General features: G+C 56.5%; 32 protein-coding genes and 2 pseudogenes. 19 read left to right on the top strand and 15 right to left on the bottom strand.

All coding sequences use genetic code 11. The features are described from left to right. The first annotated feature begins 8 nt into the window (after nt 1-8). Nucleotides 9-332 carry a HalOD1 output domain-containing protein gene (locus tag VI123_RS19285; protein ID WP_407066976.1) on the top strand — a complete coding sequence of 108 codons (324 nt, stop codon included), beginning with the start codon at nt 9-11 and terminating at the stop codon, nt 330-332. A 167-nt stretch (nt 333-499) separates the two neighbouring features. Here VI123_RS19285 and VI123_RS04775 read toward each other — a convergent pair whose 3' ends face one another. After that, nucleotides 500-1,441 carry a tyrosine-type recombinase/integrase gene (locus VI123_RS04775; RefSeq protein ID WP_336336906.1) on the bottom strand — a complete coding sequence of 314 codons (942 nt, stop codon included), beginning with the start codon at nt 1,439-1,441 and terminating at the stop codon, nt 500-502. Further along, nucleotides 1,425-1,940: a hypothetical protein gene (locus VI123_RS04770; RefSeq protein ID WP_336336905.1), complete on the bottom strand. Its 516-nt coding sequence runs from the start codon at nt 1,938-1,940 to the stop codon at nt 1,425-1,427. The genes VI123_RS04775 and VI123_RS04770 overlap by 17 nt, the downstream gene beginning before the upstream one ends. A gap of 312 nt (nt 1,941-2,252) precedes the next feature. Here VI123_RS04770 and VI123_RS04765 point away from each other — a divergent pair, with 312 nt between their 5' ends. The 3 genes and pseudogenes from VI123_RS04765 to hpt all read left to right on the top strand — a co-directional run bounded on the left by VI123_RS04765 (nt 2,253) and on the right by hpt (nt 4,569). Beyond that, nucleotides 2,253-3,584 carry a hemolysin family protein gene (locus VI123_RS04765; RefSeq protein WP_336336904.1) on the top strand — a complete coding sequence of 444 codons (1,332 nt, stop codon included), beginning with the start codon at nt 2,253-2,255 and terminating at the stop codon, nt 3,582-3,584. Further along, nucleotides 3,581-3,910: pseudogene (locus VI123_RS04760) on the top strand (phytoene desaturase family protein); the annotation flags it as partial. The gene VI123_RS04765 and the pseudogene VI123_RS04760, both read left to right, overlap by 4 nt. 110 nt (nt 3,911-4,020) lie before the next feature. Next, complete coding sequence (hpt, locus tag VI123_RS04755; RefSeq protein ID WP_101350802.1) at nt 4,021-4,569, top strand: hypoxanthine/guanine phosphoribosyltransferase; 549 nt, start codon at nt 4,021-4,023, stop codon at nt 4,567-4,569. Nucleotides 4,570-4,578: 9 nt separating this feature from the next. Here the strand turns inward: hpt and VI123_RS04750 are convergent, their stop codons facing one another. Continuing rightward, nucleotides 4,579-4,878 (bottom strand): hypothetical protein, encoded by a 300-nt coding sequence (locus VI123_RS04750; protein ID WP_336336903.1) that lies wholly within the window; start codon nt 4,876-4,878, stop codon nt 4,579-4,581. A 102-nt stretch (nt 4,879-4,980) separates the two neighbouring features. Here VI123_RS04750 and VI123_RS04745 point away from each other — a divergent pair, with 102 nt between their 5' ends. Both VI123_RS04745 and VI123_RS04740 read left to right on the top strand, forming a co-directional pair. After that, the gene (locus VI123_RS04745; protein ID WP_336336902.1) at nt 4,981-5,409 is read left to right on the top strand and encodes a disulfide bond formation protein B; all 429 of its coding nucleotides are present in this window, start codon (nt 4,981-4,983) and stop codon (nt 5,407-5,409) included. Between the two features lie 97 nt (nt 5,410-5,506). Then, complete coding sequence (locus VI123_RS04740; protein ID WP_336336901.1) at nt 5,507-6,538, top strand: aldo/keto reductase; 1,032 nt, start codon at nt 5,507-5,509, stop codon at nt 6,536-6,538. Between the two features lie 128 nt (nt 6,539-6,666). Here VI123_RS04740 and VI123_RS04735 read toward each other — a convergent pair. After that, a pseudogene (locus VI123_RS04735) lies at nt 6,667-6,951 on the bottom strand (endonuclease III domain-containing protein); the annotation flags it as partial. A 45-nt stretch (nt 6,952-6,996) separates the two neighbouring features. On the opposite strand from VI123_RS04735, the gene VI123_RS04730 reads away from it, so the two are divergent. Then, entirely contained in the window at nt 6,997-8,025 is a 1,029-nt protein-coding gene (locus tag VI123_RS04730; protein WP_336336900.1) for a tyrosine-type recombinase/integrase, read from the top strand. A 186-nt stretch (nt 8,026-8,211) separates the two neighbouring features. Here VI123_RS04730 and VI123_RS04725 read toward each other — a convergent pair whose 3' ends face one another. Continuing rightward, on the bottom strand, nt 8,212-8,940 hold the full coding sequence (locus VI123_RS04725; RefSeq protein ID WP_336336899.1) for a DUF3450 domain-containing protein: 729 nt from the start codon (nt 8,938-8,940) through the stop codon (nt 8,212-8,214). 722 nt (nt 8,941-9,662) lie between these two features. Here VI123_RS04725 and VI123_RS04720 point away from each other — a divergent pair. After that, nucleotides 9,663-10,127, top strand: a complete 465-nt coding sequence (locus VI123_RS04720; RefSeq protein WP_336336898.1) for a hypothetical protein — start codon at nt 9,663-9,665, stop codon at nt 10,125-10,127. Nucleotides 10,128-10,169: 42 nt separating this feature from the next. After that, entirely contained in the window at nt 10,170-10,454 is a 285-nt protein-coding gene (locus VI123_RS04715; protein ID WP_336336897.1) for a hypothetical protein, read from the top strand. Between the two features lies 1 nt (nt 10,455). On the opposite strand, the gene VI123_RS04710 is transcribed toward VI123_RS04715, so the two are convergent. From VI123_RS04710 to VI123_RS19280, 3 genes are all read right to left on the bottom strand, one after another. After that, on the bottom strand, nt 10,456-10,857 hold the full coding sequence (locus VI123_RS04710) for a DUF6788 family protein (RefSeq protein ID WP_336336896.1): 402 nt from the start codon (nt 10,855-10,857) through the stop codon (nt 10,456-10,458). A gap of 144 nt (nt 10,858-11,001) precedes the next feature. Beyond that, nucleotides 11,002-11,691 (bottom strand): ribonuclease H-like domain-containing protein, encoded by a 690-nt coding sequence (locus VI123_RS04705; protein ID WP_336336895.1) that lies wholly within the window; start codon nt 11,689-11,691, stop codon nt 11,002-11,004. A gap of 6 nt (nt 11,692-11,697) precedes the next feature. Next, nucleotides 11,698-12,150 carry an HNH endonuclease gene (locus VI123_RS19280; RefSeq protein WP_407066987.1) on the bottom strand — a complete coding sequence of 151 codons (453 nt, stop codon included), beginning with the start codon at nt 12,148-12,150 and terminating at the stop codon, nt 11,698-11,700. Here VI123_RS19280 and VI123_RS04695 point away from each other — a divergent pair. From VI123_RS04695 to VI123_RS04685, 3 genes are all read left to right on the top strand, one after another. Next, nucleotides 12,046-12,324, top strand: coding sequence for a hypothetical protein (locus VI123_RS04695; protein WP_336336893.1), 279 nt, complete (start codon nt 12,046-12,048; stop codon nt 12,322-12,324). The genes VI123_RS19280 and VI123_RS04695 overlap by 105 nt on opposite strands. A gap of 470 nt (nt 12,325-12,794) precedes the next feature. Next, complete coding sequence (locus VI123_RS04690) at nt 12,795-13,349, top strand: hypothetical protein (protein WP_336336892.1); 555 nt, start codon at nt 12,795-12,797, stop codon at nt 13,347-13,349. A gap of 60 nt (nt 13,350-13,409) precedes the next feature. Continuing rightward, nucleotides 13,410-14,144, top strand: coding sequence for a hypothetical protein (locus tag VI123_RS04685; RefSeq protein ID WP_336336891.1), 735 nt, complete (start codon nt 13,410-13,412; stop codon nt 14,142-14,144). Between the two features lie 93 nt (nt 14,145-14,237). Here VI123_RS04685 and VI123_RS04680 read toward each other — a convergent pair whose 3' ends face one another. From VI123_RS04680 to VI123_RS04665, 4 genes are read right to left on the bottom strand one after another with little or no spacing between them, the layout of a single operon-like run. After that, the gene (locus tag VI123_RS04680) at nt 14,238-14,423 is read right to left on the bottom strand and encodes a hypothetical protein (RefSeq protein WP_336336890.1); all 186 of its coding nucleotides are present in this window, start codon (nt 14,421-14,423) and stop codon (nt 14,238-14,240) included. 32 nt (nt 14,424-14,455) lie between these two features. Then, complete coding sequence (locus VI123_RS04675) at nt 14,456-15,037, bottom strand: HNH endonuclease (RefSeq protein ID WP_336336889.1); 582 nt, start codon at nt 15,035-15,037, stop codon at nt 14,456-14,458. Further along, a complete protein-coding gene (locus VI123_RS04670) occupies nt 15,037-15,762 on the bottom strand; it encodes a recombinase family protein (RefSeq protein WP_336336888.1) in 726 nt (241 codons plus the stop codon). The genes VI123_RS04675 and VI123_RS04670 overlap by 1 nt, the downstream gene beginning before the upstream one ends. Further along, nucleotides 15,755-16,084 (bottom strand): hypothetical protein, encoded by a 330-nt coding sequence (locus tag VI123_RS04665; RefSeq protein ID WP_336336887.1) that lies wholly within the window; start codon nt 16,082-16,084, stop codon nt 15,755-15,757. Before VI123_RS04665 ends, VI123_RS04670 begins: the two co-directional genes overlap by 8 nt. Before the next feature lie 870 nt (nt 16,085-16,954). Between VI123_RS04665 and VI123_RS04660 the strand changes: the two genes are divergently transcribed. The 5 genes from VI123_RS04660 (at nt 16,955) to VI123_RS04645 (ending at nt 20,374) form a co-directional block, all read left to right on the top strand. Beyond that, nucleotides 16,955-17,575 carry a hypothetical protein gene (locus VI123_RS04660; RefSeq protein ID WP_336336886.1) on the top strand — a complete coding sequence of 207 codons (621 nt, stop codon included), beginning with the start codon at nt 16,955-16,957 and terminating at the stop codon, nt 17,573-17,575. 560 nt (nt 17,576-18,135) lie between these two features. Further along, nucleotides 18,136-18,375, top strand: coding sequence for a hypothetical protein (locus VI123_RS04655; protein ID WP_336336885.1), 240 nt, complete (start codon nt 18,136-18,138; stop codon nt 18,373-18,375). A gap of 266 nt (nt 18,376-18,641) precedes the next feature. Continuing rightward, nucleotides 18,642-18,872: a hypothetical protein gene (locus VI123_RS19275; protein WP_407066975.1), complete on the top strand. Its 231-nt coding sequence runs from the start codon at nt 18,642-18,644 to the stop codon at nt 18,870-18,872. Between the two features lie 25 nt (nt 18,873-18,897). Beyond that, a complete protein-coding gene (locus VI123_RS04650) occupies nt 18,898-19,353 on the top strand; it encodes a hypothetical protein (RefSeq protein WP_336336884.1) in 456 nt (151 codons plus the stop codon). A 115-nt stretch (nt 19,354-19,468) separates the two neighbouring features. After that, nucleotides 19,469-20,374 (top strand): hypothetical protein, encoded by a 906-nt coding sequence (locus tag VI123_RS04645; RefSeq protein WP_336336883.1) that lies wholly within the window; start codon nt 19,469-19,471, stop codon nt 20,372-20,374. A 19-nt stretch (nt 20,375-20,393) separates the two neighbouring features. On the opposite strand, the gene VI123_RS04640 is transcribed toward VI123_RS04645, so the two are convergent. Then, nucleotides 20,394-20,618, bottom strand: a complete 225-nt coding sequence (locus VI123_RS04640) for a transcriptional regulator (protein WP_336336882.1) — start codon at nt 20,616-20,618, stop codon at nt 20,394-20,396. A 113-nt stretch (nt 20,619-20,731) separates the two neighbouring features. Here VI123_RS04640 and VI123_RS04635 point away from each other — a divergent pair, with 113 nt between their 5' ends. Together VI123_RS04635 and VI123_RS04630 are read left to right on the top strand one after the other, a co-directional pair. Further along, the gene (locus VI123_RS04635; RefSeq protein WP_336336881.1) at nt 20,732-21,655 is read left to right on the top strand and encodes a DNA adenine methylase; all 924 of its coding nucleotides are present in this window, start codon (nt 20,732-20,734) and stop codon (nt 21,653-21,655) included. A 58-nt stretch (nt 21,656-21,713) separates the two neighbouring features. Further along, on the top strand, nt 21,714-22,364 hold the full coding sequence (locus VI123_RS04630; RefSeq protein ID WP_336336880.1) for a hypothetical protein: 651 nt from the start codon (nt 21,714-21,716) through the stop codon (nt 22,362-22,364). On the opposite strand, the gene VI123_RS04625 is transcribed toward VI123_RS04630, so the two are convergent. Beyond that, complete coding sequence (locus tag VI123_RS04625) at nt 22,365-23,273, bottom strand: DpnII family type II restriction endonuclease (protein WP_336336879.1); 909 nt, start codon at nt 23,271-23,273, stop codon at nt 22,365-22,367. A gap of 581 nt (nt 23,274-23,854) precedes the next feature. Beyond that, entirely contained in the window at nt 23,855-24,247 is a 393-nt protein-coding gene (locus VI123_RS04620; RefSeq protein ID WP_336336878.1) for a hypothetical protein, read from the bottom strand. Nucleotides 24,248-24,264: the final 17 nt, after the last annotated feature.

Here is a 24,264-nt window from a genome sequence, read left to right as displayed (position 1 = left end):
GAGAGTATATGACCGACGGGTCTGATCGATCCTCCAAGAGAGAGGGTACTGACGTGGCGAACGGACCTGTCTGCGCCCAGTACGAGTGGTCGTCGACACCTCCTTCGACAGCGGTTATCGAGACCGTCGCTATCGCTGTCGATCGTGAGCCGACGTCCATTGAACCGCTATACGAATCCGTCGACCCCGATGCGTTAGATGCGCTGGTTCAGTCGAATGGGGCACCCACAGATAGCGACTCCGTAACCGTCTCCTTCCGCTTTGCTGAACAACAGGTAACAGTTCACGGTACTGGTGAGATCGTCGTTCGCCCAGTTGAACTTGATCGCTAAATGGTTATTAACCGATCATGATCCGGAAACTTCGATTTCGATCGAATCTTCTTCACGAGCTTCTTTGACCTCTTCAGCCGTCAAAAAAACGGACGCACCAATGAGGTCATCATCCCGGTCCTTCCATTCAGTCAATTCGTGCATTTGGTAAGCGTTCACCTCCGTCGTCAGAGATTGAGGGGTTTGATACAGTCCAGGTATTCATTGCGAGCGTCCTCTCGGTCAACTCGCGTGTAGATATCCATCGTTTCGCTTGCTGCGTCACCACGGATGTACCGGAGGATGTGTTGTTTCATCCCCTGATTCCGCATCAGCGTCGTGAATACTGTCCTGTACGTGTGCGGTGTGAATTTCTTGTGGAACCGATCCTCGCCGCGTTCCATCACACCTGCTTCAACAGCCGCATCCTTGACCGCTCGCTGCACTTGCGTCTTCGACACGCGATTCCCACGGATGCTGAGAAACAGGTAGTCCGAATCCCCGTTCGTTGGACGAGTAAATTTGAATCGCTCGATGGCCTGGATTGTCTCCTCGTCCACGGGCACGACGGTCTGTTTGCCGCCTTTCCGCTCCCGCAACCGAACGAAGCCGTCGTCGAGCATCAGGTCGTCTATCTTCACCTCCAGGGCCTCACTGACACGACAGCCGGTCTTGGCCAGGAGGACAGCGACCGTCTTGTTCCGCGGGTCGGTCATCTCGCGGATGATCTTGGCTCCGTTCTCCCAGGTCGCACAGTCGGGACGCTCCCGAATCTTCTTCGGAATATCTTCCAGAACCACGGCGGCTGGATTCCCGGTGATCTCTTCGAATCGCGGACGTTTCATCGTCCAGTCATAGAAGGCTGAGAGGGATTCGAGGTAGCGCCGCTTCGTATTTTGTGAGAGTCCTCGCTGGTCAAGCGTGACCACGTAGTCCTCAACGTGTCGGACAGTCACCTCGGACGGCGTGAGATCCGGGAACTGCTCGTGGAAGAACTTCTTCAGCGTCCGGCTGTAGGAATTGAGTGTCCGGTGACTGCAGCCGGTGCTCTGCTTCTTCCGGATGAACTCGTTCACGACCTCGTGATCGTTCTCATAGACCGTCTCGTACCAGTCATCGGCCACTGCCATCACCTCCATCGACGAGCCGCCAGCCGTGACCCCGCTCGTATTCGACGCGGTCCTGCGAGGCCAGGTAGTAGAGTTCGTCCTCAATCGGCTTGCGAATCAGATTATCAAGTACGCCACTCTCCACGAGGTCTTGTAGAATCTCCGGTAGTGTCTGATACTCTGTGGAGAGGTACTGTTCGAGGAAGTCGATGTCGTCGATCTTTGTCGTCGTACTCTCCTTCTTTCGCTCCCGTTCGAGTTGTGTCTCCAGTTCCTTGATTCGTGATTTGAGTTCGGCGATCTGCTCCTCGCTGTGGTGGTGTGCGAGGTAGCCTTGCTGTCGGTAGGCGCGGGCCTCCTGGACCAGTTCGTAGAGGTACTTGCTCGTGCTGCGGTAGCCTTTCTCCTCTGCTTCTTGATCCCACTCTTCCTTGTCGGGTTCTTTGCAGACGATCTGAGCGACCGTCGAGTCGGCTGCGAGGCCTGCGGTTTGCTTCCATTGGTCTTTATCGTCGGACATACTGACACCTCTTGCGTACAGGAGAAGGCGGGAAAACCCGCTCCGCCTCTGTACACCCTGGAATTAACTATCAACTTTTTAATATCTTATATATGTTGATATTTACCAGAGTGCCGAGGCCAGTTTAGCAGACGGCGTCCCGCGAGCAGTCGTGTCGGCGTCGAACATCGCCGGGCCCTCGGGGCCGTCGGCACCGGTCGGCAGTGCCGGTCGCCGGAGTGCCCGAGTTCGGCGGGTCTTTTCCAGCACTTTAGTACGGTGACCGAGATGTGACTGTATGAACGCACCGACGCTCTCCGGTCGGAGGCTGCGATGGTAACCCTCGCGCTCTCGGCGGCACAGCTGCTCGTCGCGCTCGCGCTCGTCGGACTGAACGGGTTTTTCGTCGCCGCGGAGTTCGCCTTCGTCCGCGTCCGTGGCACGTCCGTCGAACAGCTCGCCGACGAGGGGCGGGCCGGCGCGGGCTCGCTCCAGGCGGTGATGACAGACCTGGACAACTACCTGGCGGTGACACAGCTCGGGATTACGCTCGCCTCGCTGGGACTGGGGTGGGTCGGCGAACCCGCCGTCGCGGCGCTGCTCGAACCGGTCCTCGCGCCGGTGCTGCCCGAGAGCCTCCGCCACCTCGTGGCGTTCGGGGTCGGGTTCAGCATCATCACGTTCCTCCACGTCGTCTTCGGCGAACTCGCGCCGAAGACGTTCGCGATTGCGCGGACCGAGCGGCTCTCGCTGTTGCTCGCGCCGCCGATGAAGGTGTTTTACTACCTGTTCTATCCCGGTATCGTCGTGTTCAACGGCTCGGCCAACGCCTTCACGCAGTTGCTGGGGGTCCCCGCGGCCTCGGAGACGGACGAGACGCTCGGCGAGCGTGAGATACGACGGGTGCTGGCCCGGTCCGGGGAGGAGGGGAACATCGACGCGTCGGAGGTCGACATGATAGAGCGCGTGTTCGACCTCGACGACACGGTCGTCCGGGAGGTCATGGTCCCGCGCCCTGACGTGGTGAGCCTGTCGGACGACGCCACACTATCGGAGATTCGGTCTGTCGTCCTCGACGAGGGGCACACACGCTACCCGGTGCTGGCCGCCGACGACGCCGACCAGGTCGTCGGGTTCGTCGATGTCAAGGACGTGCTGCGGGCCGGCGAAGGCGGTGACGGGGACGTGACTGCCGGCGAACTCGCCCGCGAGATACCGGTCGTCCCGGAGACGACAGCCATCAACGACCTCCTGTTGCAGTTCAGGCGGGACCACCGGCAGATGGCCGCGGTCATCGACGAGTGGGGGTCGTTCGAGGGGCTCGCGACGGTCGAGGACGTGGTCGAGGCCGTCGTCGGCGACCTGCGCGACGAGTTCGACGTCGACGAGCGCGAGCACTCGATACGGGAGCGAGGCGACGGGAGCTACGACGCCGACGGCGGCGTCCCGCTGTCGACGGTCACCGAGACGCTCGGGGCCGACCTCGACAGCGACGCGGTCGAGACCGTCGGGGGGCTGGTGCTTGGCCGGCTCGACCGCGCGCCGGAAGTCGGCGACAGCGTCGAAGCGGCCGGCTACGTCTTCGAGGTGACGGGCGTCGACGGCACCCGTATCTCGACAGTCCGCATCACCGAGGGCGGCGTCGACGACCCGGCCGTCGACTGAGCGACCGATCGCTGGCTCGCGAACTCGGCGTGGACCTGCGGGACCGCATCGTCGTCGAGGAGTCGGCGTGCGTAAGCGAGTTCGCCGACCGCTTCGGCGACCCCCAGGGGACGGCGCTCGGGCTGGCCCACACGTTGTTCCAGACCGGGCCGCTCCGCCCCGGCCACCGCGCCGGCCTCGACGGCCTCTACTACACCGGGGCCTACACGACGCCCGGCATCGGGATGCCGATGTGTCTCATCAGCGGCGAACACACGGCCCGCGACATCGTCGAGGACGGTCCCTTCGAGACGGCGGGGGACCGCTCGACCCCGACGGCGGACTGACGCCGCCGCGCCCGGGCGGCAGTTCGTACGGACCGGCTCACGGTGCGGTACCGTGACACACCGCGGTCCGGCCTCGAACGGTTTATTGTCCCCCTTCAGGTAACGGAGGCATGGAGAAGCTCCGCGAGTCGCTGCACGAGGCCCCGATAATCGACAAGGACGGGTACTCCTACCTGGTCCACCCGCTCAGCAACGGCGTGCCGATGCTGGAACCGGAACTCCTCCGCGAGGTCGTCGTCGGCGTGACGCGGGCGGCCGACCTCGACGTGGACAAGATCGTCGCGCCGGAGGCGATGGGCATCCACATCGCGACTGCGCTCTCACTGCAGACCGACATCCCGCTCGTGGTCATTCGCAAGCGCTCCTACGGCCTCGACGACGAGGTCCCGCTGCACAAGACCACCGGCTACTCAGAGTCTGAAATGTTCATCAACGACATCGAGGCGGGCGACGACCTGCTCATCGTCGACGACCTGCTCTCGACCGGCGGGACGATGGCCGCCATCTGCGAGGCGCTGGACGGCATCGGTGCGAACATCTCCGACATCGTCGTCGTCTTCCGGAAACAGGGCGAGTCCGCGCTGGACGACACCGACTACGAGGTGACCAGCCTGGTCGACATCTCGGTCGACCAGGACGGCGTGACCATCCACGACTGAGACGCCGGGCTAGGGCCGCTCGACGGCAGCCATGTGCTCCCGGGCCTCCTCGGGGGTCATTCCGCGGACGCCACACGCACAGGAGAGCAGTTCGGGGTCGGTCAGGTCGTCGACTTCCTCGGCGCTGGCCCGGTCGAGCGCGTCCTCGGCAGGGTCGTAGTCGAAGGTGACCCGGTACGTGACCTGCGCCACGCCCTCGATGCGGTGGGACTCGTCGGGGTTCGGGTTCGCGATGGCCTCGGCGTGTTCCTCCTGCATCGCCGATTTCCACTGTTCGAGGTTCGCCTCGGGGTCCGAATCGTCGGGCATACGCTGGCTATCGGCCGGACGCGTGAAAAAGCGAACGCTGGCGGGTCAGTTCGGGGGCCCGCTCTCGGAACGCTTTTTTCGCCGGCCGCCGCCGGCTTTGCTGTGGCCGAACCCCGACGCCCCGCTGACCGAGCCCGACTCCTGCTGGCCGCGGCGACAGTCGTCGCGACCGTTGCGACGGCCGGCAGCCTCTATCTCTCGCTGGGCCTGGGGCTGACCCCCTGCCGGCTCTGCTGGTACCAGCGCATCCTGATGTACCCGCTGGTGGTCGTCCTCGGCGTCGCCGCCGTCGAGGACCGCCCCGGCGTCGTCCGGACGGCACTGCCGCTTGCGGTGCCGGGTGCCGCCGTCGCGGGCTACCACTCCTGGCTGCAGGTGAGCCAGACGACCTGCGGCCTCGGGGCGGTTAGCTGCGCCCAGATACAGTACCGGGTGCTCGGCCTGACCGTGCCGAACCTCGCGCTGACGGCGTTCGTCCTGGTGACCGGCCTGGTCGTCGCGGCCGCCCGACTGCGTCGCGGGCCGTCCTGAGACGCGCCAGCGACAGGTCGCCCGAGCGGCCGAGCGGTACCGGGCGCTCCTCGCCGGGACCGGGCCCCTTTTTCGGGTCGCCCGACGTGGCCCCGGTATGGAGTACACTAGACTCGGGTCGACCGGGACGACGGTTTCACAGCTGTGTTTCGGCACCTGGCGCTTCGGGCGGGAGACCGGCGGCGTGGTCGAGACCGACCGCGAGGAGGCCCACGACCTGCTGGACGCGGCCTGGGACCGCGGCGTCAACTTCATCGACACCGCCAACGTCTACGGCAACCCCAACGGCACGAGCGAGGAGTATATCGGCGAGTGGCTGGAGGACTACGACCGCGAGGACTTCGTCATCGCCTCGAAGGTGTATTTCCCCTTCGACGGCCGCGGCGAACCCGGTCCGAACGATTCGGGCCTGGGCCGCAAGCACATCCGCGCGCAGGTGGAGGGGACGCTGGACCGCCTCGACACGGACTATCTCGACCTCTACTACATCCACCGCTGGGACGAGCACAGCGACATCGAGGAGACGCTGGCAACCCTAAACGACCTCGTCCGCGCGGGGACGGTCCACCACCTCGGGGCCTCGACGATGGCCGCCTGGCAACTGACCAAGGCCCTCTGGCAGAGCGACGTCGGGGACTACGAGCGCTTCGAGGTGACACAGCCGCTCCACCACGCCGGCTACCGCGACGACGTGAAGGACTATCTCGACGTCTGCGCCGACCAGGACATCGCGGTCTGTCCGTACTCGCCGCTCGCCGGCGGCTTCCTCACCGGGAAGTACGAGCGCACTGACGACGACGACCCGACGGCCTTCGAGGGGCCGGAGGGCGCTCGCGGCTCGCTGTCCGACCGCTTCGAGGACTTCTACCTCTCCGAGCGTGGCTGGCACGTCCTCGACGAGGTGCGGGCCGTCGCGGACGAACTCGACGCCACGCCGGCACAGGTCGCGCTCCGCTGGCTCATCGAACAGCCGGACATCACCTGCGTCCCAATCGTCGGTGCCCGAACCGTCGACCAGCTCGACGAAAACGTCGGCGCGACCGACATCTCGCTGTCCGACGAGCAGTTCAACCGCATCGTAAGCGCCCGTTACGCCGACGACGGCGAGCGCTGGGGCCACCGCGAGTGACTGTCAGGTGATGTATTCACAGCACCACTCTCAGACAGCGTAGCTACGAACAGCTAGAAAGCCCCGAGGCGCTATCGCTCAGTATCACTGATTCCGTCTCGGGACAGCAGTTCTGAGACGTCGTTCCGTCACTCCGCTTCGGCGGGGTCGACGACCTCACCGCTGGCCGGGTAGACGCCGACCTGGTCGCAGTGGCCCGCCAGCGGGCAGGCGTCGGGGTCGTCCAGGCAGGCCGGCTTGCGGGCGCTGCAGTACTCCCGGCCGAACTGAATCATCGCGGTGTGGCCGAACCCGCACTTCTCGGCCGGCACGTCCCGCTCCAGGTACTCGCGGACGGTCTCGTGGTCGGCGTCGGCCGGGGCCAGCCCCATCCGGCGGGCGATGCGGTGGACGTGCGTGTCCACCGGAAAGACGCTGAAAATCGATGACTTGATGTTAACACTACGAGACCGGTGAGTATGAGTGGCAGAACGACTGATTTGAAGACCTATCACGATTTTCCCGAGGCCGAGAAATGGCTGATGAGGAGAAAGAACCACAACACATCAGAGAACGCCAAGCAAGCCCGGATAGCCCTTGAGCAACTCGACGCATTTCTTTACACATATGTGTTGGAACTGGACGAATTAACCAACACTGACCTCAAAGACTTCTCGTATTTTTTGTCGGATGAGGACTACGGGGGTCTGGCCCATTCAACGGTCGCAAAGCGCTGGTATGCCGTCCGCCAATATTTAAACGACCATATCGACCCCGAGCTTGGCTGGCAGGAGAAAGGATACATCCTACACTGGTTGCAGAAAGGAACCGAGACAGCCCATCAAGAGGGTCCCCGCATCCACTGGTTGCCGCTTGATAAGATTCCAAAACTAATTGAGGGCGCAAGTCGCCATCCGATGACGCCGCTGAGGAACGAAATCGTGGTACGCCTATTGTGGAACACGGGTTGCCGACCGAGCGAGATATGTTCCATCAATCAACAGGACGTAGAACTTGAGAATCGAATGATATATGTTCAAAATTCGAAAGTCGATGATTCAGGGGCGGATAACTTCGAGAAGAAGGTGTTCTTCACACGGGCAACTCGTCGAAAGCTAAAAGAATGGATGAATCGTGGCGGTCGAAGCTCACTCCCTTACTCTGAGGAGACGGACAAACTGATTGTCGGATATAATACGCCCGAAATCAGCCCTCGTCAAGTGAATAAAATCGTACGTCTCGCCGCCGAAGAAGCAGGAATTCAAGAAAATACAATTGAGCGGGCAGACGGTGTATCAAACAAACGAGTGACGCCCAAGGCCCTCCGTCACTCCTTCGCTGTCCATTCGGTTAGAGGTATGGAACGGTCTGGAAGTCCACAGATGGATTTAGAGACCCTGAGAGCTATCTTAGGACACTCAAGTCTCGACACAGTGCGACATTATCTCCACTTCACGGACAGAGGGATGAAAAAGTCGTTCGACGATACGTTCCCCGATAGAGGGTGAGACCTTGCGAAACGCAGGGAGAGGTGGATACCGTGGATACGGTGGTCGCCGGGCACGTCGTATAGGCTACGATGATGCCGGGAGACGTGTCACTCCGACCCGACTGTCACGACCGGCTACTTGACCAGACACCACTCAACGAGCCCGACTACCGCTTCTTGCACGAGTTTCTCAAACGGGCCGACACTACTGGTCGTCGTACTGCGAGTCGTCCGAGACCTTCGCCTCAACCTCCCGTAGACTCTCCTCGGTCGTGATGGGCCAGTCTTCGCCTTCTGCGAGTGTCAGCATATGTCCAAACCTATCGTTCTGCTCGTAGATGAGCTTGCCATCAGAGAGGTCTGCGGCTTTGTCCATCGCTCGGTAAATTTGGACCCATTCAAGCGACTCACCGCACGCATCACGCATCCGGGCCCGCAGGGGAGCTTCCTTATTCGGCTTGGATAGGATGCGAGGGCGACCATCACCCGACGTAACTGCCCAGTCAGCAAAGTGCTTAACAAGCGTCGCCGCCCGGCGAACCGTTGCCGTGTTGTTGGTCTCAGTCACCTCTGGCCCCCAGATGAGATACCGCTCCACGGGCGATAATCGAGCCTCGATGCGATAATCCACGTCCGCCTCAAGCGACTGCTCTAGCTTTGTAACCCGCTTCAGGACAGATGCGAGTCTCTCTTCAGAGTGAAATCGCTGGTTGAGTAGGTCGTCTTCAAGGTCGTCCACGTTCTCCCGAAGTGTCTCTACCTCTTGGGCCTGTGTGACGACAATTGATTCAAGCGACTCTATCTTGTCGTTGAGTTGCTCGTTATCCGCCACGAGCGTGCGGACAAGCTGTTCAAGAGCGTCGATGCGAGTATCAGTATCCGATTCCTTCGCCACGGTAGCGAGAGTCTCGGTTTTGTCGTTGTCTTCTGTCATGGTGTTCGCACACGAACGAGAGGAGGACCGGGGCGATGAACGCCGTCCTATACCTTCTCCAATCCTCGTGATTCCTATCAGATATATTAGACAAGAGGGACTAAATATATGCCGATGACTTACAAACGGTGTAAGTGAGTGAAACCGATAGACAGCGTAGAGATGCCGCCGTATTTCCGAGGTTTCTCCGATGACGGTTGTAAGTGGGAGGCCTCCCCAGCAACCAGAAACCGACAGACAGCGTGAACCTCAAAAGATGTAACGTATAAAGAGCCGTCACTTACAGGTGTTGTAAGTGACAAAACCGGTCTCCGTAACGACGCTTCGCTTCGCTTCGCTGTCGTTACGATACACCACAGGCTAACGAAGAGGCTTACAATAGATAATAAGAATAACATCTATATAAATTCTCTGTCAACCTGAAAAAACGGCTCATTTACCAATATTACTCTAACGCATTAGAATGACCCTTAGTTATAGAACCGCCCCGTCTCACTTACAGACACCATTTCTGCCACTTACAACACCTGTAAGTGAGCGTCTTTTATATATCCCATCCCGACAATCCGCCGAATCTGCACGATTTGGAGGTCTGTACCGGGGAATCTCTACATAGCGGAATTCTCGACTGTTGTGGATGACTCACATCAAGGGGGTAAATCGAGCTTGAATCCCCTCCTTATTGGGTAATATCTTTGTACCCACTTGCTGAAAGTATCAGTATGACTATAAGAGAACACCAACCGGCCACGACCTCCATCCACAAGCAGGGAGGTGACGAATCGTTTGCAACTACCGTGGAGGGCGTCACGGGTATCGAGTTCCCATCTGTCCCGCTTGTTCGACGTGATGGTCACGGCGTGTACGTGACGGACCTCTCTGAACAGTTCCGAGCGTATCTGGGCGAGCGACTCATCGTTATTGACGACGACATCATCCCGGGTCTAGCCGTCTTACCTGACTGTCAGTTCGTGCGGATATACCACGACCCGTTGCACGAGTCGCATGCCGTGTATGCGTTCGACCTTGACGCCGGGGCCGCCACGCCCCTCCTAGACGACCAGCACGTCACGCTCTCGGATGCTGTCGAGCGAGCCGTTCAACACTTCGAGGAGACGGCGGAGTTCATCTGCGACCGAGTGGAAACCCGTCGGAGCGTGTGTCTTGACGAACTGCCCAGCAGGTGAGCGGAATACTTATATCGGAATGAAGGAATCGCTGATTCACTCGTGCATATTGATGAACTGGTTGACGCTATCGGAGAGTGGGCTCATCGGGGAAAACCATCGAACGACTACTACGACATCACGTGCGAGGAACTCCCAGTCACTCATCCCCTCGACTACAAAATCACGGTAAGCGGATACGAGGACAACGAAACCGCCGACGCAGAGCGGGAAGCGTTGTTCGAGTCGGAGTTACTCGACAGGTTTGAGGGGCACTTCGGCGTCTCCGCCGGGATTCTCAACGAACCGTACCATGTGACTGTCTCCTTCGAGCTACCAGAGCGATAAGTCACGCCTTCCCGACGTACTTCCACTTCTGCGAGCCATTCTCGGACCAGACGAGGTACGCATACGGGCCGTGCCCTGTGCCGTTGTTGCATTTACAGTCCGACCCGCACTTCGTGCGCCGGACGACGACCGAGCCCTTCCGGGCGGCTTCTGGGTCGTCTTCCTCGTCGATAATGTCCTCCACATCGAAGTCCTCGTCCTCGTCCACGGGTGTCACGCCCTCGACGCCCTCTTTGTCGATGTCGTCCTCCGACACGGCATGTCGCTTGTGCTCGGCCAGTTCTTCGCAGTAGGAGGCGATGTCGAGCAACGTGAGGGCGTCCTGCCGGTCGAGTCCCTCTCGAACGTACTTCGGGATGCGGTCAGAGGGAACGGGTTCCGGGTCTTCACTGATGGTGTTCATACCTTATCAATACATTCGAATCAATAGGGCATAAGTATTGATAAGGTAGAACGAAACCGCCAGCCAGTGAACGAAACCTGCAGAGAATCAGTCGGCAGTCTACTCGATGAACGCGACTTCCACGTCGGCCTCGACCTCTCCTCCTCATAGTTTGTACGACTTGAGGTCTCGGGGGCTGGCGTACTGTTTAGCGGCCTCCCCGAGGTCGAGTGTCCGATGTAGGTCGCTCACGTTGTGCAGGACAAGGTTCGTCCAGTCCCCGTTATAGTGGCAGGAGACGGCTCGGGCTGAATCCTCGAACGGGTCGAATTCGTTGTCGGGCTGGCACAGTAGGCGATGAGCCCCCACGAGGTCGTTCTTCTCCATAGGCCCCTCCCCGTCATCGGATTTCTCGGCTACAGTCGTGTTGAAACGTTTCTCCACCACCTCGAACAGGTCGAGGAAAGAGACCCCACTAAGCGGCCAGTCCATCTCGTGTTGCTTACACTTCGTCCGCAGGTACGGGAAGTCGAATCCCGACCGCCACGTTTCGGCGTTGTAAGCGATGAGCGTATTGTACTCCTTGTCGAATCGTTCGACGACGAGGTGAGCGAGTTTGTCGAGGAGTGCCTGCTCATCAGGAACGACCCGTAACTCCAGCTTGTTACGACTCATATCCTCGACAACAGAGATGATGTCCTGCTCGTCTGGCTCCCGACACTCGGTGTTCAAGATGACCGAAGCGTTTCGGTCGGGCGGAAGTAGCCCCGCCACTGTGATTGCCTGTGAGGACTCCAGACCGCTTGTTTCGATGTCGAATGCGACGTAGCTTCGTTGTTGGGTGAATGATTGCATTATTACCTATCGGATGGGGCCGAACTGAGCGGCGGCTCGCTCGCTTAACTCTTCTCGACTCTCGTGTGGATACTGGATGAGAACGTGTTCGTGGTCTTCCTCGACGCAATACGTGTGCCGACGATTCGCCGGATGGGATTCAAGTTCGAGGCGACGCACGAGACCTCGCTTCTCCAACTGCCGAAGCGTCTTCACGACGTGCCCGGGCTCGTACGGAGGACAATCCCGCTTGTACATGTGGTCTACCTCGATGACGGCCATTTCCGAGAGGAACCGACAGACTAGCCATGATGCTCCCGGCCCGGTTCCGACCTCTGGAGCGAGGCGTATCCCATGCCCGTGGATGACGTTCTTATGGCACGATTCACAGACAGTACAGAGGTTCGCTGGCTCGTCTCTACCTCCCTCTCGCACGGGCTGGATGTGATGGACTTCGAGATGATACCCTGCCTTCTGGATTTGGAACTCGAAGCGGCGACAGACCGTGCATCGACTTCCATCCCGCTCGATGATGTCGGTACGAACCCGTTCGAACGGAACGCCTCGACGGAGTTGATAAGTCGCTCGGGGCGACAGTTGGATGAGGTGTCGGGCTCGGTCACCCGCCTGCCAACCACCCGAGAGATGTGCTGACCGCTCGACCCATCCCTCATCGGCCCGGTCGTTGAGGAACTGCTCGAAGGACTTCGGCTCAACTCGGGTCGCATCCTGTGGCTTGACGATTCCCTCCTGCGAAATGAGCGATAAGATGCTGTTCCACTGCCGATTCGTCTGGGCTACTGAATTTATTTGATTTTTGTACATGTTTGCCCCTCCAGAGAAGAGGAGTGGTCTGTGAACATACTGTGGGCGAGAGTATGAACCCGAGCCAGCCCCAGTGAAAGTGATTTCCATTTGACTTGTTACCCAAGTTTGCACCCGTCTTAGCCGCATCTTTGCGACGGGCTGTGAATTTACCTCAGGTGCATCTATGCAAGTATGCAAGATGCTTACTGTAATTTGTCTATTTGAGAGCGAAAGTGTTCCAGTATAGCGTTTTTATCATAACTGAAATAAAACATATAGAATGAGTTATGACAATCACTGCCTCTTGTAGACCGCTGATGCAACGAATCACAGGCCTACCCGAAAGATGGCGACTGCCCAACCAGCTACCCAACATCAAGCACGTGGCCCGCATGAAAGGTATCAAGAAAGCTGTTGAATGCCAATATCTGGCGAAGCACTACGTACAGACACATGCTGAAGCCATCAAGGAAGAAATCGGCTTCACAATCCACACGAATATGGACGTGGTTTTCCCCGGCAACATGGTCCCTCGGACGGATTACTGGGGGTTCTGGAACGGCCAATTACTGAACATCGAAATCGAGTACGAACTCTATGGTATGAAAGACCACGAGCACAGGGTAGCACGATTCGAAGAGGTGAAACCAGAACACGTCGATGTTGTCCATCTCGTGTTCGCCTGCGTCAACGGCGAGATGAAACCCCATCTCCACAAGGAAACTGTCGAAGTGATGCTGGACACCCCCATATTCGTGGCAAAAGACATTCCCGAGCTTCCTGACTTCCACGAGTTCCGAGCGGACATAGAACGAAGCCTCATCGCAGAAGGCCTGCCTCTCACCGAGGAGGAGGCTTCCGCAGTAGCGTAAGCACAATCTGTACGGGTACCAGAGCGTTCTTTTGCGAGACAGTTATTTGCTCAGACAAGGATGAGCGGTGAAAGCTCAACGCACATCACGATTCTCGGTGTTCGCCACCCCGACAGACAGGTCCCGTCTATTGCTCCTGAATTCGTCAATAACTCAGTGGATGGCGTATTCCACGAGAGTCCCATTAGTGAGTCGAACCTACTTCAGTACTTAGTCTGGCAGTTGCTGAAGCATCCTCTGGGTATCCTCATCGGTACAATTCGTCTCCTCCGATATTTCGTAGTCCAACTCGTGATACTCGGTGAAATCCTTGGCCAGCGGAAGCGCCCACAGGTACAGTGGGAAAACGGTCAAGCCCAAGGACTGAATGCGGCGAGAAATCTCGCAAACGACCTTGGGACAGAGGTCGAATCCGTCGATATGAATCGAGTAGAGCGGGTCAAATCCTTCCCGATTAAGCTCTCAATCTTCAGTTGGTTCGGTACGCTACTGGGGGTCTCAGCGGTCAGTATCATACTGGCGAATCCTTCAGTTGGCGGGCTCGTTGCGTTCTCGTTACTGTTCGCCTTCGTCACAGTGGTTGCGAGTAGAATTAGTGACGAATTCCGACCCTATAGAGACGAATTCATGTGGGAGAATATCAGTGAATCCATCGACGAGAATGGATTTGAGAACGTGGTTCTGTTCACTGGTGAGAACCACGTCCCCGGCCTCTCGACGCACGCTACCGCCGACGGTGTAGACTCAGATTGTTATTGGCTCTCCTCGTTAGGCGAACTACGAGAAGAGGAGTGACCCACGGAATAGTCAGGCTACACAGACGGGAATTCTTCCTCACGCTGTAACGAAGCAGGGGGTAGAGCTTTCAGAATCGGTTCGAATTACTCCCTATCCGATGTTTTCGGGGGAACGGTCCGCTGGAGCTTCGAGGTCGGACTCGTCGAGGGCGTTCGCCCGCTCGAACCATATTCTCTGCTTGTTCAGGATGCGGGAGACTCGTGAGCGAGCGAGGCCCGTTTCGACGATAATCTCGGTGTACGTCTTCCCCTCATCACGGAGCCGGATGGCGTCCATCGCCGTCTCGAATTCCTCTCGCTCGTCGGCGTCTACGATGAGCGTCCGATTGTCGTCGGCGTAGGTGAGCCCTTCGGTGGTTCGCCGTGGTAACAGTCAGGGTCGTCTACACGCTGGAGAATCGCTTGGCGTGATAGTTCGGTGTCCATACCGTGAACCCCGCACTTACTCCCCTTGGGGAAGTACTCTCGAATCCCTCTGTAGTCCACCTTTCTTGAAGCCTGAATCCACCGCATATCCAACGACGCATTCGGCATCGTCAACGAGTTATCGTAGAGGTAGTGGAGCGACTCTGCCACCTGTTGATGGGAATCCATATCCGAGTGGAGCATACTCCCGAAGAGGAGCAGGTCGTGGTCAGGAGTTAGCCCCGTCGAGACGTATATCTGGAACACAGCTTCAAAGTCGGTCGGTTGGATGTTCATCGGTGCGAAGTCGTGACAGTAGTCACAGAGGGTGGAGACGTTCTCAACGGCATCGATTCCGCCGACCGACAGCGGCTCGATGTGGTGTCCCTCTACGGTTGATGGGTCTTGGAGACCGCACTTCTGACAAGTGAAATCGTCCCGCTCTTTGGCTTCCTCCACAACCTTCGGATTGCGATTCTGACTCATCACGTATCACCGTTCTTCAGCCGATTCGCTCGCTTGAACCAGTCCGCCTGCTTATTCAAGATGCGAGAGATGCGAGCACGGTTGACGCCGGTCTTAGTCTCTATCTCCGTGTACGTACGCCCGTCTTCCCGAAACCGGATGACCTCCATCGCCTCCTCGAACGCCTCTCGCTGTTCATCGTCCACGACGAGACCTCGCTTCGCCTCGTCGTAGGTGAGGCCCTTCGGCGGCTCGCCGTGAAAGCAATCAGGGTCGTCCACTCGCTTCTGTACCGCTTTGCGGGCTCGCTCGATTTCCTTCTCCTTGCCTTTGTGGTCGGAGGCGGCGTGGATTCCCTCGACGCCTGCCGTGTATTCGTCCTCGATGGGAATTCGACCTCGCTCGGTGTCGTGGAGTTCGACGCCATTCTGCCGACACCAGATGATGAACATCTGCCGTTCATCGAAATCTCGCCCGAGCCGCTCAACCCCTCGAATGACCACAGCGTCCACGTCACCCGACTGTATGAGGTCGGTGAGGCGACGGTACTCGGCCCGTGATTCGGTCTCGTAGCCCGTCTGGTGCTGGCCGTCGTCGAGGACTTCGACGAGGTTCAGTCCCTCTCTGTCGGCGGCATAGTCCGTGATGCTCTCCTTCTGGTCGTCGATACTGGTACGAGACTCTTGGGACAGTCGGGTGTATCCGTACGCTCGCAGAGCCTCGGTTCGGGCTTCTGGTTCACTCATCGTTATCACGCCGCTGGACGGTTTTGAAGGTGATTCGAGTGAGCGAGTCGGTCTCGTCCCAGTTGATTGTCGCTCCGTTGAGGCGCATCGCATCGGCCAGCCCCGTGGGGAGGTTGAGCTTGAACTGGTCGTTCGAGGTCTTGTGGATGGTGGTTGTCTTATCGTCGTCGCTCGGGTCGAGGAGGACGCTCACTCTGTCCCGGGATTCGACTCGGTATGCGACTGGCTGTCCGCCGAGGTCGTACTTCGTGCCGAGACGTTTTGGGACGGTGGTCTGAAACCGTCCGTCCGACCCTTTCTGAACGGTGGTTTTGAGGCTCATCCGATTATACCAGATATTTGGTCTAATATCTTATATACTCTCCCCTGTTACGAGAGTCGGGGTTCCTGAAATACCCAAATCACCAGAAATCGTGAAACACACCGGCACTCCCCAACTAGACAAATCCCGAACATCAATTGCTCCTATTCAGTGTACTCGCTCGCTACCGAGAGCTCGCCGTTTTTGATACGCTGGTCAATTTCGAAGACCAACGAGATTGTGATGTACAATCTGACCTTCTTGCTTGGGTAGGCTATTCCCACCGTGTTTACTTCCACCCCGGCTACCGAGGGTTTAACCGGAATTATCGGGAATGTGTGACCATGCCACTCTGCCCGAAGTGTCGTGAAGAAGCCCAGTCTTCGACGCAACAGAAAAACAAACAGAAGTGTAGTCGTTGTGGGAAGAAGTTCTAACGATGCCCCTTTGCTCAAAGTGTCGAGGTGAGTCGGAAACAGTGACTGTACAGGGTGGGAAGATAAAGCAAAGCGGTCAGAAGCCGACCTGTAGCCGATGCGGGAGGGAATTGTAAATGGCGCTCTGTGACGATTGTAAACGAGAAGCAAGTACAACACAAGATGCGCTGGGAGATACGTCGAATGTACCGGATGACAAGTGTAGTCGCTGTGGGAACCCTATCACCTAAATATGCCACTTTGCTCTAAATGTCGGAAGGACGCCGAGTACATGCACCGTGCGAATTCGAAAGGCGACGATACTTCCCAAAAATGTAGCCGTTGTGGGAGAACCATCGGATAATGCCACTCTGCCAAACCTGTGAGGAAGACAGCGATAAAGAGGAGGTAGCAAAGATGACGGGGCTTGTGGAAGACCCTTCAAAGTGTAGTAGATGCGGAACGAGTCTTATCGATGACTGATGGTGGGGAGTTAGAGGCAGAGGTGACTCCCGAAGCTTCGACGGACTCCGAAGCAGATACTGCATCCGATGAGACAGAACAGGCCTTCCACGAGGGTTTCTCCACGCTGGAACTCACCTTGGAAGAAGCTCGTAGAAAGTACGATGACGAAGAAGGCCGTCGGGAAGCAGTTGAGAATAAGATTAGCACAGTTGTCACCGTGGATGCCCTATTCATCTCCTTCGGAGCACTAGTGAACCAAGGAATTCATCCATTACTCCTATTTCTGGTCCTGCTTCCAGCACTCGCCTCGGCTGGCTACGGTTTGTACACGATTCGCTCCCGGGATTACGACCGGCCCGGGAAGGACATCGTTGATTTCCATGACTACCAAGCATTCGACGACGTTGACGAACAGCGGGAACGACATCTGCTCGATTACGAAGTGACCGTCGATTCAAACAGGGAACAAAACGAGACCAAGTACAGGGCATTCAATCGGTGCATCATACTCACCTTCCTTTCACTCATCCTATTGTTGGGGCTTCCAGTGGCAGACCACTTCGGTATTATCGACTTGGTTGTGCAAGAAGCACGCCAGTTACTTACTGTGGCGGGAATCCCACTCTTTTGAACGCCTCACTCGTAAGACAAAGAGCCCTCCACCTCGTCAAAGACTTCTCCATCGTGTAGCAACTGGACACTATACTCGATGAAGTCCGATTCAGTTGATGCGTCCTCAGGAGGTCTCAACCCGAATCCATCCAACCCCGGATAGTGGCCGTGTACTTTTTTGACTGACTTGGAATTCGACTTCGGGCCAGTACTGAACTCAGTCGTTGCTCGAAGTCGGTATCCCCTTTCCGAATTGAGATGTGCGTACCAGATTTGGAAGGAAAGTGGATTCGGTTTGAGAGGGAGCGAGACTTGTGTTACTTGTACGTCTGTGATTTTCGGCTCTGGTTCTGGTGTGGGCGTTGGCGACGAGGTTGGTGACTTTGTAGGCGTTGAGGTTGATACTTCGTCCCCCGAGGAACATCCTGCAAACACAGTCGCAACGACTCCGCAGGCCCCCATGAGTACCCGCCGTCGCTTCATATCATCATTCACAGAGGAGAGAACAATAGGAGTTACTCAACACTCCCCTTTCGAGGTGACGATGCTTTAAGAGGTTGCCAGCAAGAGTATCGGCTAATGACTCGGACGGTAAATATCGAAGTGACCTGCGATTCCGATGGGGACGGGGGAATCGAAACGTTCGGCGTAGCTAGTGAACACCGGCCTGACCTTCCAAAGCCGTTCGACGCCCAATTACAAGTGTGGGTTCTGGAGAGCTTTGAAGGAGAATTGGATAAGGGAGAGACCATCTCGGAGGCTGGTGAAATGGAATACGAACCGAACGGCGAAATCATCGAGTTCAGGAGGAAGACATGAGCATCGTACAAAGTGGACATCGGAGCATCGAAGTCGATGACCGGGTAGTCTGTTCCGACTGCGGGCACGAGAACCACTTACTGGAGTGCGTGGTTCAAGGCTGGACTCACGAACGGCGGGCAAACGAGACCGAGCTTCAGTTCCTCGACCGATTTTTCGACTGGAACGACGCTGGAGGTTCGGGCGAGGTCGAATGTCGATGTGGGCGAATCCTGTGCTGGGAATCGGCCCCCGGCTCGATGGACGTTACTCGTATAGAGTAACCGATGACTGTACGGCGGTTCGAAGTAGGAGATAGGATTCGAGTGGATATACCCGATAGCACCGACCCTGACTTCGACGAGCTTCACGGTAAACGAGGCGAAGTTGCAGAAATCATCGAGGATAATGCAGGTTCAGTGACGGGTGACGAGCGAGATAGCGTACTATATCGTGTGTCACTCGATTCTGGAAAAGTTATAGACGTTCGATGGCGAGACCTCCGACCCTCCGATTAAATTACTCTCCTGAGCAAAGAGGAGTATGAACATCCGAGATGCCAAAATATACACATTCGTTGGGAATCCTAAGCTCGCACTCTTGGTGGATTCGGAACCACCAGCCATCAGCGAAATGCGATTCAATAACGAGGGAAAGTACTGGTACGCTGAGCAGGATGGATGGGTCGGATACTTCAGCGACGGAGGAAAGGGTGGAGTCTCACGCACGGTGACGATAATAGCTGGGGAAGAACGCACGTTCTCGAAGGTGGGTGCGAGCCGAGCGTCGGTATTCAATCGGGAGAATCTCGGGCCCTTCGTCGATGTCAAATACACCACCGATGAGGAGGAGTTCGAGGAAGGACCAACGCAAATGAACAAAGCGACGGTGACGCTCGAAGTGTCAAAGGAGGCGGCAGACCAAATCGGAGTCAAATTGACCCGGGAGACGAATTTCGACGGAGAGGTCAGATGGGTGCCGTCCTCTCTCGGTGAATAGCCAATCGTAGTACCTGTGTTCCTCACAGGTACAATCCTCGTCCACACAACAGAATGGATTCTCGGTTAAATATGTAGCAAGGACTTATAGTGATTTGTTCGGATACACTGGGACGATGGGTTATCAGCAGAAATACGACTCACTTTCATATGGGCAGTTTCCCGACGACGTTCAATCTCTACTGAAGCGGGCGGAAGATGGTGACCCAACCGATGTTCTTCGGTCCGAATTCGATAGCCTCCTTGAAGCGAAGGGTGAAGACGTGCTACGAAGGGCGAACAACCTGCAACACGAGCAGGGAAGGAGGCAATTGCTCGGTTGCTTGGCGACTCTTCTCAGGATACGCAAGTCGCACCAGATGACGGTCCTAAACCGTAGCTTGGTCAAGAGCTTTCGTCTCAACGTCGGGGAGTTATCGACTGGCGACAGGATATATCTCGAATTCCCCGGCAAGAAGTCCATCGAGGACTGGCACTACTTGGGACCGTTCGAACTTGACTACGCAGTAAACGTAGAAAGTTGGGTTAACACTCGGGGCGGCCAAACACCACGTCACGCCGAGATTTTCTCCGACCTGTACTGGAAGACTAAGGAAGCGAAAGTTGAACTAGGGAATCAGCGATTGGCGTCGGAAATGAAGCACGCAGTGAACGAGGTCTACGAAGGTGAATACCCAGCCGATGTGCTTCAGAAGGATGGCTATCTAAACGAATTCAACGTGGGTAATTCCCCCGAGGTACTTCTCCATTCCATCTTCTGGATTGCCATCCAAGAGGATTTCAACTACGCAAAGTACCAAGGTCGAGGGATGTCTCGCACGGTCATCAACCGGATTTGCGATATTGGCACCTCGGAGTTCACGCAGACAGAATCTGCATTTCCCGATACCGTCAATATCCACGACTACCCCGAGTACCTCAATATCATCACTGATGACGACGTGAAGGGTTTCGACCCCGATGACCGGGGCGAGCTACTCCCTGTCGAGGCGATTACTCAGTCGAAATTCGCAATCCAATAGGGGTAACCGTCGTCGGCACTTATGCAGATGACCAGACGAATGAGGGGCCGATTTCCTTGCGTTGGACTTCCCCTTCGTCTACGAGTGTATTGAGCCGCCTGTAGGCTAAATCATAGGAGCAACCGACTTCCTCCGCTATCTCGGTCGTCGTCGCAGTCTTAAGTTGTTCCACGGCCTCCAGAAATGCCTCTTCGGGATACTGCTCGGTGAACTTGCCCGAATCCTCGTCTCTGTCCTGTACCACTGTTGCATTCACGTCAATCTTGATGTCGCTTAAGCGTACAGGGAAAGCAACCGTTCAATACATATTGAACGGATAGATTTAACCCCAAAGCCAATAGACACTGCTAACGATAAATGGTCTCACCGATTCTGAAGTGGGCTGGCGGGAAGAGACAGTTGTTAGATGAGTTGTATCAACGGTTCCCCGAGTCCTATCAACACTTCCATGAGCCATTCTTTGGCGGAGGAGCACTCTTCTTCGACATCGAACCAGAGAACGGCACTATTAACGATACGAACTCTCGGCTGGTGAATTTCTACGAGCAGGTGCGGGACCGACCCGAAGAACTCATCAAAAAGTGCCGGGAGTTTCAGCACCCCGAAGACGACCCAGACCCCGAAAGGGAATTCTCGGAAAGCAACCGGAAGGGGCGGGATATTGATGAGTACTACTACCAGCAACGAGAACTTTTCAATCGCCGCCCACATGATGAAGAATTCGACAAATTGGAGGAGGCCGCTCTGTTACTGTACCTGAACCGCACGTGCTACAACGGGCTATATCGTGAGAACAGTAGCGGTGGATTCAACGTCCCCATCGGGCGGTACAGCAACCCAGATTGGGTTCGAGAAAGCGAGATTCGAAAGGCGAGCCAAGTGCTGGAGGAAACCACGATATTCAACGACGACTTCGATTACATCCTCGATGAGGCCGAAGCTGGCGACCTCGTGTATTTCGACCCGCCCTACGAACCGATGAGTCCAACGGCATACTTCAACGACTACTCTGCAGAGGGATTCGGGAAAGAGGACCAGAAACGACTGCTGGAAACCGCACAAGAACTGAATGAACGAGGCGTCTACGTAATCCTCAGCAATAGCGGTGTGATGTACGAGATGTACGATGAAGCAGGCTTCCACGTTGAGGTGGAAGGGGCCACTCGTGCAATCAATAGTGACGCCGACAATCGAGATGAGGTAGACGAAATCATCGCCACTAACATCCCCGAAAGCGAGCGAGGGTCACGGGGACAAGTATCTCTCGGGAACTTCGAGTAAGATACCGTTCAAGTCATCTGTAACGGATAGTTATTTTTAGTCCCGGTGAGCGACAGATGTGGTCGAAATAGTCAGAGAACTGGACGTATTGGGCTTTGATGACTATCCGCCCGAGGTCGATGCGATGCTCTCACAAGTGGACTGGGACGACCCGCTCAACAAGCTCCGGGTTGGGGTAGTGCTGACCTTTTCGCTAAACGAACATCGTAACGAGCAGTACATTAGCTACGTCGTAGACGAACTGGAGGACGGCACACCCGTCTTCCTCATCCGCCCTGCGTGGCTCAACAAAGGATACGATTTCAAAGTCTGTGTTGAGGGCTGGGAGGAGAGTGCGAACCCCGCTCCATCACACCAAGAAATCTACTCCGACCTGTACTGGAAACGTGAACACGATAGCGAAACAGCGTTCGAAGCAATTTGCCAAGCAGTAAACGACATCCACAAGGGAGCCTCCCCACATGCCGTTCTCGATGAATACGACTCGGAGCTTGACTTCTCCGTCGGGCGGACTCCTGAGGCTCTACTGAAACCCCTCCCTTGGTTGTTCATCGAGCAGGACATCCGCTACTGGAATTATACTGGCCGCAATATGACTATTGAACTTGTCGAAGAATTGTGTGCTGGTGTCCCACTTGAGGACCTTAGCTTGGAACTGCAGGACATCGGTGCGATTCACGAAACCCCACTGGCCATACCAAATCAGTAGTTAGACTTCGCCGGTTTCGAAGAAATTCACCACATCACGGGGCAGGTGAGTTTCTGCCTGCTCCAGATTGTAAAGGTCTACAATATCATCGTAACTCTGCCGCAACACGTTTGCGAGTGATTTTTCCCAACCCTGCCCATCCGTAATCCAGACAAAGGCGATGTCGTCGTTTCGCATCCGTTGAGCGACATGGTTGTACGACCGGCGAATCTCCGAGGGCTTCGACCCACCGACCTTGTAGGCGTTGGCCTCAACGACAAGGCTAAGCTCGCCATCCTCGAACATAGCAAAATCTACGGTCTTCTTCTGGCCCGATTCGTCGTTATACTCTGTCGTGTACTCATCATCCGTTTCGACCGAGTGACCATTCTCTCGAAGTTGGTTCGCAATATGCTCAACCCGTTCCTCGACCAAATTCTCGAAGCAGAAGCCCTGCCTATTCTTCCGAGCGTGTGACTCCATCCCTACGAGCATCCCACGATAGTGGTCCCTGACATCAGCCTCGTCCACAACGTACTGTAGGCCAATTTCCTGCAGGATGTCGGCCAGACTCCGAGCCGACTCCCGGTCTCCCCTATCAATCGCCCGCTGGACATCGTAGAACTTCCAGACCCCTTCGTATGCGGAGTATTTGTTTCCCCGCTCCCCCAATAGCTCGAAATAGAAATCAATCCATTTCCGAGTATCATCAGCATCCATCAGGGCATCAGTGAGGCCCTCAACGAACTCAGACTCAGAAACATCCTCTAAGTCAAGGATAGCTTCAATCTGAGCCTCGTAATTCTCGATGTCAGATTCGATTCCGTCCCAATTGATGAACTCATCCGAAGGAATCGCAGACGGCACAATAGTATCCTGAAATTCTTCAACGAACTCGTCCGTGGGCGGACGGTGTTGGCGAATCGGCATAATGGCATGATGACGGACCGTGTATATACCGGACCATTACATTCGGATTGAATGGACGGTTTTTCGGTTATGACAGGTGAATAATAGTACTGCGTTGCGTATCTGTACTTGCAGGACAAGTAAGCCTTCCACAGCTCGACCAGAGCCAGCGACCTGCCCCTCCGACCGGCGATTCCTTCGCCCTCGGAGACCGTTCTCATGAGTCGCCCCTCACTATACTACGCCCAGACGGATTCCAATTGGTTCGCCCACCGGTTTTAGACCAGCGACGATGGAGTCGAGGTCATCCTGCACCCAGTAACTGGTCACTTGTCTGCAGTCCCCGTCTTTACCTGCGCCCGATGCTTCAGGCTCTACAGCGAAGTACTCGGAGACATCGCATTCAACAGCAACGACGCAGTACACCCCATCTTCAGTTACTCCTTCAATTCGGATGGACGGACGGCTCTCGCCAACGAGACTTCCCCCGAGGGACACAAGCACGAGGTAGTCACTCCGAATGGTCGAGACAGTGACCCCTTGGTAAGCACGTGAAGACATACTAATGAGTACGATGTTTGTCCACAAAGGTACTCGCTCACTCAGAGAAACGTCGCTTCCTGCGAGGCGAGTAATCGAAGCAAGTCCACGTGAACACCGACCGTAAGTCCGGTCTCAACAAGCGGGGGCACGAGGTCGTCGTAATCGGCTCGAACCCAGAAGACAGTCGCCTCCTCACCGTCCATATCTTGCCCCGTCTGTTCTTTGTGCGGTTCGACATCCAAGCGGGCAAGCATCTCCCGAGTGACAGTCTCCGTTTCCTTGTACATCGAGATGATGAACACATCATCTGTGTGAAGACCTCGCCCGTCAAGACGAATTGCTGGGGCATCGTCTCGGGAGACGTGGATAGGTTTGAACGTATCAAGAGCGATGTAGCCGGACTCAGGAGCCTCGAACTCGTGGAGGAGTGTTACTGGGGAAGAGTCTTGCATATTAATTGATGCGAAGT

Source organism: Haloarcula sp. DT43 (assembly GCF_037078405.1).
Taxonomy (GTDB): domain Archaea; phylum Halobacteriota; class Halobacteria; order Halobacteriales; family Haloarculaceae; genus Haloarcula; species Haloarcula brevis.
This window is presented reverse-complemented; position numbering and strand designations above follow the sequence as displayed.